This window comes from Okeania sp. SIO2B9 (assembly GCF_010672505.1).
Classification (GTDB): domain Bacteria; phylum Cyanobacteriota; class Cyanobacteriia; order Cyanobacteriales; family Microcoleaceae; genus Okeania; species Okeania hirsuta.
Genome location: NZ_JAAHGK010000178.1, coordinates 1 through 8072 on the forward strand (window position 1 = coordinate 1; position 8072 = coordinate 8072).

Here is an 8072-nt window from a genome sequence, read left to right on the forward strand (position 1 = left end):
ATTATCATTTTCTTTGTGGGTTTAATACCCCACCGTCAACGGGGGTGTTCAAAATTACTTGGGGGAGCGAATCCCCATGTAATTTTCCTCCTGTCTCCTGTCTCCTGTCTCCTGTCTCCTTCTTCAACACGACTTACGCATGAGCTACGAAAAACTAGGATTTGAGATTGCTATCCGTTCCTGACTGCTGCGCAAACCCTGTCGGTCGCTGCGGACGAAAATACGTTGTACTGCATAAGTCCTAATTATGTCCGGTCCGAGAGCGTGATCAAAAAACTTTCTCCTTCTTCTACTGTTCTTCCTCTTCCTTATTCCATCTCCTGTCTCCTGTCTCCTGTCTCCTGACTCCTTCTTCCATCTCCTGACTCCTCCGTCGTTTATTTATAAATATTCTACCGAACATGATATTAGATACAGCACCACTTGCTAACTACTTAGGTTTATTCGGATTAATATGCTATATCCTCACTTTACTACCAACAATTTTGAGAATTGTTTTTCCCGCAACCAAAAAAACAGAACTTCCTAAATTTTTATTGAAATATCGTCGTCAAATAGGTGTAATTGCTTTTTTATTTGCTCTTGGTCATGGAGTTTTGCTACTTAGCAAAAGAAACTTTGATGTTTTTGATTCCCAAACATATTCGATATATGGAACAGGAATAGTGACTTTAATTATTTTCACACTCCTAACAATCACTTCTAATGATTGGAGCATCAAAAAAATGAAGAAAAATTGGAAGAAATTACATCAATTGACATATTTTGCCATGTTTATTTTAGTCTGGCACGTCATATATACAATGTGGGGTCATTGGAGTCATATCACCCCATTAGGAGTAATCGGAATTACTGGCACCACAATTTTATTTATTGCTAGAAAACTGATAGAGCGCAATAAAAAATCATAGCAGGGAACAGGGAATAGGGAACAGGGAACAGGGGGGAAAACATTTCTCTGTTTGAGATTCATCATCAGCATAAGTTCTAAGCAACTTGTTATTTGCTATAGCAAAAATAAAAGCCAAAAATTAGAGTGACCAAAAGTCAAAATTAATCATCAACTTTTCCCAATTAAGAAATCTCACAATTAAAATCTATGCTAACCCCACAACAGTTCCGTCAATATGCCACAATAATAGCAGCAACTACTGTGACAAATCTTGGTGGGTTATGGTTGTGGCGATCGCTTTCAACATCAACTACAAACTTGACTCAGGAACCAGAAAAAATAACTCTACCCTCCCTTACTCTTTCCGGACACAAAGGATGGGTATATGCAGTTGCTATCAGTCCAGATGGCAAAACTATGGCCAGCAGCGGTTATGATGGTACAATTAAAATTTGGAACTTCAGCAATGGTCAGTTGCTGAATACCATAGATGCTCACAAAGATGCGATCGAATCTCTTGCCATTAGTTCAGATGGAAAAGTCCTCGCCAGTGGTAGTTGGGATAACCGTATCAAACTTTGGCATCTTGCCAATGGCAAACTCATTCAAACTCTCGAAGGTCATACCGATGATGTGAAAGCTATAGCTATTAGCGTTGATGGTCAGACTCTTGCTAGCGGAAGTTATGATGGCACAATCAAAATTTGGAACCTTAAAACTGGATCTGTTGAGAGGAATTTTAAACATTCCAGCTCCATCAAATCTTTAGCTTTTAGTCCAGATGGAGAAATGCTTGCTAGTGGGAGTAAAAATGGTCAAATCAAAACTTGGCAAGTGAATACAGGTAAACAACTCCACTCATTAGCAGCACATAAAAACACAGTTTGGGCGATCGCTTTTAGTCCCGATGGCAAAATCCTTGCTAGTGGGAGTCAAGACCAAAAAGTTAAGTTATGGCAGGTAGAAACTGGTCAACTTCTATGCACTCTAGACGGACATGACAAAGCAGTTTTATCTGTTGCTTTTAGTCCTGATAGTCAGACTCTTGCTAGTAGTAGTTACGACAGAAAAATTCATCTGTGGAACGTAGATACAGAAGAAATACTAGAAACATTTAAAGGTCATGCTAAACCTGTTTGGTCTGTAAATTTTAGCCCTGATGGACAAACTCTTGCCAGTGGGGGTGCCGATAGCACAATTAAACTTTGGTCTATGTCTGCTTTGAGTAATAAACAGTTACAGAATACAACTGCCTCATCTGCTGTGGTAGAAGTTGTTGCCTCAGAGATTACTAATAGAGCTAAGTTAGAAGAGTTAAATCAAAAATTGTATGACAAAATTGACCAAAGTTGGGAAAAAACACCAGTATGGTACGAAGATTTAGTTTTTTGCATAACAGTTAATGTTGATGGAGCGATCGCCAAATTAGAAACTATGAATGAACCTGCTAATAAGTATGCAGAGCAAACGCCTTTACCCAAGTTATTCAATACTGCTAAATCTGAAATTACCGAGCAGAAGTCTGTTGCTTTATTCCGAGTAGTGATGACTCCAACAGGTGTACTTGAAGTTAGTCCTTGGTCTGGTTGGTTATAGATGAGCAGTTTTTTGAACTTTATTTGAAATTATTGAGGAACTAGAAACTTTTCTGGACACAAAGACGTTGTGTTCTTCAAAATATGAAAGAAGAAATTAAAAAGTGGTAGTGGTGTACAAGTAGTGATCTTCTTAAAAAAATTAAGTGGGCAAGCAAATACTATTCCTCTAAAACGATTGAATTAGATATATTTTCTCTTGCCAGATGAGATGTTGCCTACCTTGACAATAAATCACTACATCTACAGGACTACCTAAAAAGTTAACTAACTATCATTAGACATCTGGTAAAAATCCAAAATCAAATCAATTCTCACACTAGATATATCAATTATTTCCCATCCTGGGAGGGGAAGACAGGAGACAACCCACCCCCAACCCCTCCCAGGAGGGGAGAAATGGGAATTTAGAAGAGGTAGGAGCGGGCGTTTTGTCCCTTGATTTTTCTGCCATAATCGTCCCAAAATACTAGCATGCATGAGCTTTTTGAGCTGAAAACAGGCGCACTTTTTTATACTAAAAAATGCTACAACCAATATCAGTCAATGCTTTGATATTTATTCAGCAAGCCTAATTAGTGATGAAAAAACTTTCTCCTTCTCCTGTTCTTTCTTCATTCTCTCCTCTCTCCTGACTCCTGACTCCTGACTCCTGACTCCTCCGTCGTTTATTGATAACTTTTCAACCTGAAATAATATTACCCATGGTGAGTATGGATTAATTTACCTTCATCGGGAATAGAGATTTGTAACTTAGTCTTTTTCCGGTTAACTTGTGCTTTTACCCAACCTTCACTAACCATTACCTCCAAACATTGAATCGCTTGATCCATTGCTAAAGGAATATGCTCTGGTGGAACATTGACACTAAAAGCTTCCTTCAATAGCTTAACAATCAGATCCATTTCTGAAGCACGGTTAAGAACACGGAAAATCACCCCGTAAATTCCTGTAATAGGTAGTTGATGTTCCCCTCTGAGGTAACACTTCACTTGAGCAATATGACCTTGAACATAGAGAGGTAGATATTCTTCTTTTGCACCTTTTAAATCAAGTTGAAAGACATTGTAGCCACTAATTTCCCAAGCAGATTTTTTCTTAGCAAAGCGTTGTAAGACGTGCTTCATCGAAGCGAGGTCGAATCCACCAATAGCAGTTTCTTGTAGATTATCGTTGGTAAAACCACCTTGAGCTAACCAGCGAAAAGCTTCTTCTGGACTTAAACGTAATCCTGCATCTTTAGCAATCTCTTTACAGTGCTTTTGTAAATCAGTAAACTGACCATTAGCTGCATACCAATAGTCAGCAAAACGAATATGTTGTTGAATGCGTCTTCGTTGGTTATCCTCGTAATGGGTTTTTAGCCAAGTAGGATTACTTTTACCTCGTTCCAATTCTAAAATTGTGTATGCTGCTTCCCTTGCACTCACATGAGTTAAAGTCATTCCCGCAGCAAGAATAGGGTCTGCAAATCCTGCCGCTTCTCCAGCCATAAACCAGTTTTCTCCTACCATTCGCTGAGAAAGGAAAGACCAGTCTTTTGTAGTTTCAATGTTACCTCTGCTAGTAGCATTAGCGATCAGTTCACCAATTCGAGGTTCACTCTGGAGTGCTTCTTGATAGATTTCCTCTGGTCGTTTTTTCAGTTTTTTGTAATGTTCCGCCGGACAAATAAATCCAATACTGGTACGAGTTGGTCCGAGGGGAATAAACCAAATCCAGCCATGAGCAAGACTCATCACCTGAACCCGAGTCCCTCCCACACCTATTGTGTCAGCCCACTCTGCGTTAGTCCAGTAATCCCAGATGGCAATATTTTGTAGTTTTGTGGGAATATCACTTTTGATACCTAAAGCACGTCTTAAGACTCCAATATGTCCAGAAGCATCAATATAATAACGAGCTGTGATTTCTTGCCCATTATTCAAACGTAGAACATTAATTCGATCGCCTTCAACATCTACTTTTGCTACAGCAGTTTCTTCTTGCACTTGGCAACCCAATTGTTCTGCGTGACGCAGGAGAATATCATCATAAATAGCACGGTCAACCTGAAAAGCAGTAAGGATACGTTGTCCTCGATATTGAGCAGGACGGGGTTCATTTTTAAATTCAGAGGGAGAGACAAAATCAAAATCCCAAAGTTCTGAACTTTTACCCCAACGATAGGTTGCACCAATTTTAATGGGGAAATTAGCAGCTTCTACTTTATCCCAACAACCCATTTCCACCAGAATATCGCTAATAGCTGGCAGTTGACTCTCTCCGACATGATCGCGGGGAAATTTTTCTTTTTCAAGAATTAAGACTCGCAGGTTAGGATTATATTTTCTTAAAAAAGTACCAGCAGTGCTACCCGCAGGACCTCCGCCAACAATGGCTACATCGTAATGGTTTTCTTGCAGTTGGGTATTCATCTTTATAAAATAGGGCTATAAATAATCTAATTAAATCAGAGAACCAGAGTTTTGCCCCTGGTTGTCTATCTCTGAATTACTTTTGTTGGAGACAGTTATATTATTCTCCCTTGAGTTTACGCTTGAGACGTGATAGCCAGCCAAAAGTACCCATAGCTAGGAAACCTAAAATACCTGTTGGTTCTGGAGTTGATTGAATATCGTCATCGAAGTTAGTGATTGTCAATGTATAAGAAGTAGGTAAATCGTTAGCACCAGCAACTATATCATCAATGTTAGTTGTAAAATTAGCATTCCAACCAGATACGACTAAAGTATAGTCGCCAGCTAAGAGGGTTCCATCTACTCCTGGTGTTGTGTCTGGTGCGGCTAAAGGATCGGCATCACCAAAGGAAAGTTCAGAATCGAAAAGAGGACCGCCATCGTCATCTTCTGCTACTTTGAAACCATTTGCGTCATAGAGTCCAATATCAGTATCATCATTGTTAAGTGTGTTAGTTGCAATATTCAACCAATCATTGATATTGTCAATATCGTCGTCAAGGGTGAAGTTGAAAAAGTCTAAATTGCCACTACCAGCATCAGCACCTGCTTGAACAAGTGATGTTCCATCATTGGAAAGGGAACCCAGATTGAAAACCGCAGCTTTTGCAGGTACTTCTAATGCTGCTAAACCAAACACAACGCCAGAAGTAGCAACTGCAAATTTTGTGAAAGTATTGATATTATTGTTAGTCATTGATTTCTTGGGAATATTTATTGCCTACAACATTAACTTAACTTCCCCCCCCAAATTCCTACAACCCTCTTATGCTCTACTTTACAGAATCTTTAATTATTCCGATGGTGTTTTTAGTAGTTAAAATTAGTGGAATTAATTACTAGATCAAGCTTTGAGGTGTATAGCTATGCTAAGAATGATTATAAAGTTTTGATAAAGATAGATCGTATAGTGGCACCAGAAACTACATTTGGGAGTAATATAGAAGATATGCGGAAATGTCTATTCCATCACATTAACTGCAGAATGAGATTGAACACTTTCCAAAAAAGCATCTACATCTTCATCCCTAGTATTAAAAGCAGTTACAACTCTAATTATAGGGAAAGTTGCCTCCTGCCAAACATAAAACTGAAAACCATCCGCTCTCAAACCAGTAACCACAGACTCAGGAATTTCTACAAAAATTTCATTTGCCTCCACTGGATGACATAACCTGACCAAAGGAAACTTGACCAAACCTTGCGCTAATTTTGTAGCCATCTGATTAGCATTACTGGCATTTTTCAACCATAGATCATCAGTAATATAAGCTTCTAACTGAGCAGACAAATATCGCATTTTTGAGAATAAATGCCCACTGCGTTTGCGACGGTAGCCAAATTTTTTTGCTAATTCTTGATTAAAAAAGACTACTGCCTCCGCTGCCATCGCTCCATTTTTAGTGGCTCCAAAACACAATACATCCACCCCTGCTCGCCAAGTTATATCTGCTGGCGCACAACCCAAACTAACAACAGCATTAGCAAAACGCGCTCCATCCATATGTAGATACAGATTGCGATCGTGAGTTAATTTTGCTATTTCAGCTATATCTTCTGGTAAATAAACTGTTCCTGCTTCCGTTGCTTGAGTAATACTAACTGCTGCTGGTTGAACATGATGCACTATACCAATACCAGCTTTTTCTAATGCTGTAGCTAAGTCAGAAGGATTAATTTGAGCATCTGTACCACCAAGCGTCACCAATTTCGCACCACCCGTATAAAATTCTGGAGCACCACATTCATCTACATTAATATGAGATTCAGCATGACAATAAATAGCTCCATAAGGAGGAGCGATCGCTGATAAAGCAAGAGCATTAGCAGCGGAACCCGTAGCAACAGGGAAAATTATCACAGGAGCTTCAAATAATTTTGATAATTTAGCTTCTAAGCGTTGAGTATATTCATCTGCACCATAAGGCATTGCAGACCCTTCATTAGCAGCTATCACAGCAGCCATAATTTCTGGACATACCTCAGTCACATTATCACTACAAAAGTTCATATTTCCCATATTGTTAACTTGATTTTGCTAAAGGACTAAAAAAATTGGCGTTGCTAAATAAATGTATGATTTCACAGGAGTCAGGAGTCGTCGGAGCAGATGGCCATATAGCCTGACGGCATGGACTTCGCAATTGCGCCCCTACATGATATCAGTAGGTACAAAGGAGTTTTTCAGTGACTAAGATAGTGGAACTTACACCCTCGTAGAGTCTATATTTACCTGAATAACGCAGCACCAAATATTAATTACTGTTTATCAATAGACATCTCCGGAAACTAAGTTTTTGTCCAGGTATGACAAGGGTCTGAGATTAATTATCGGAGAGGTATAATGGTTATTATTAATTATATATAGTAAAAATTACACACAAAAAAAAACTTTTCATATAAAATTATAGCTAATTCAATTTGTTATCAAATCTTGACACAACTAAGAAAAAACATCTTCTTAGTATATTGATAATTAGAAAAAAGAATGATACTATACAAAATAGTTAAGAAATAAACCTCAACTATTACTAGCTTTCAAAATTTGGAGGTAAGTAAAATAATCTACAATCAAAACAGCACTCAAAAAATATCAAATAACCTGAATATATTTATTAGTTTTATTTATCTTTGAGCGGGAAAAAGCTGATATAAAAGATCAAGATACAAATTAGTCCAAAAATATATTCAATAGAAACAAAAATAGGCAAAAGTAAAAATTATTTATCAAAATAATTGGGTCTAAAACCCCGCCTTGATTAGCGAAATATTTTTGGAGGGTTGCTCACACATCCCTGTAACAAAAATAACTTCTAATATCATGTCCGTTGGTATGGTTTGTGTAAAAGTTAGCGTGGATATCTACAGGAAATTTAAGTTTTTTTCTTGCTCTTAAGCTTTCCTGTTTGTTGCCTGTTGCCTACCTTTGCTATACAATACCGATGCTACCGGACATGATATAACTTCTGCCTTCCTCAATGACTCCTATTGAAATTTATAGAGAGCTGACTAAACATGAAAACACTACCAGAGATTATCGTCATATACAATTCTGCGAAGGTAACTCAAAAGTAGATATTGCCCAACTGGTGGCTTTATTTGATTCCGCAGCAGTATGGGCAAAAA

6 protein-coding genes are annotated in these 8072 nt (G+C 38.2%); 2 read left to right on the forward strand and 4 right to left on the reverse strand.

Annotation, left to right across the window (positions count from 1 at the left end):
* Nucleotides 1-4: 4 nt before the first annotated feature.
* Complete coding sequence (locus tag F6K13_RS08805; RefSeq protein ID WP_275670435.1) at nt 5-127, reverse strand: hypothetical protein; 123 nt, start codon at nt 125-127, stop codon at nt 5-7.
* A 274-nt stretch (nt 128-401) separates the two neighbouring features.
* Here F6K13_RS08805 and F6K13_RS08810 point away from each other — a divergent pair, with 274 nt between their 5' ends.
* Together F6K13_RS08810 and F6K13_RS08815 are read left to right on the forward strand one after the other, a co-directional pair.
* Nucleotides 402-911: a ferric reductase-like transmembrane domain-containing protein gene (locus tag F6K13_RS08810; protein WP_124147632.1), complete on the forward strand. Its 510-nt coding sequence runs from the start codon at nt 402-404 to the stop codon at nt 909-911.
* Between the two features lie 188 nt (nt 912-1099).
* Complete coding sequence (locus F6K13_RS08815) at nt 1100-2488, forward strand: WD40 repeat domain-containing protein (protein WP_124147631.1); 1389 nt, start codon at nt 1100-1102, stop codon at nt 2486-2488.
* A 697-nt stretch (nt 2489-3185) separates the two neighbouring features.
* Here the strand turns inward: F6K13_RS08815 and F6K13_RS08820 are convergent.
* The 3 genes from F6K13_RS08820 to F6K13_RS08830 form a co-directional block, all read right to left on the reverse strand.
* On the reverse strand, nt 3186-4904 hold the full coding sequence (locus F6K13_RS08820; RefSeq protein ID WP_124155528.1) for an NAD(P)/FAD-dependent oxidoreductase: 1719 nt from the start codon (nt 4902-4904) through the stop codon (nt 3186-3188).
* A 100-nt stretch (nt 4905-5004) separates the two neighbouring features.
* Entirely contained in the window at nt 5005-5643 is a 639-nt protein-coding gene (locus F6K13_RS08825; RefSeq protein WP_124155527.1) for a PEP-CTERM sorting domain-containing protein, read from the reverse strand.
* A gap of 264 nt (nt 5644-5907) precedes the next feature.
* Nucleotides 5908-6957 carry a low specificity L-threonine aldolase gene (locus tag F6K13_RS08830; protein WP_287287225.1) on the reverse strand — a complete coding sequence of 350 codons (1050 nt, stop codon included), beginning with the start codon at nt 6955-6957 and terminating at the stop codon, nt 5908-5910.
* Nucleotides 6958-8072: the final 1115 nt, after the last annotated feature.

Coding starts and splice junctions, on each gene's coding strand:
- F6K13_RS08820 (WP_124155528.1), bottom strand. CDS start 4,904: ATGAATACCCAACTGCAAGAAAACCATTACGATGTAGCCATTGTTGGC.
- F6K13_RS08810 (WP_124147632.1), top strand. CDS start 402: ATGATATTAGATACAGCACCACTTGCTAACTACTTAGGTTTATTCGGA.
- F6K13_RS08825 (WP_124155527.1), bottom strand. CDS start 5,643: ATGACTAACAATAATATCAATACTTTCACAAAATTTGCAGTTGCTACT.
- F6K13_RS08815 (WP_124147631.1), top strand. CDS start 1,100: ATGCTAACCCCACAACAGTTCCGTCAATATGCCACAATAATAGCAGCA.
- F6K13_RS08830 (WP_287287225.1), bottom strand. CDS start 6,957: ATGAACTTTTGTAGTGATAATGTGACTGAGGTATGTCCAGAAATTATG.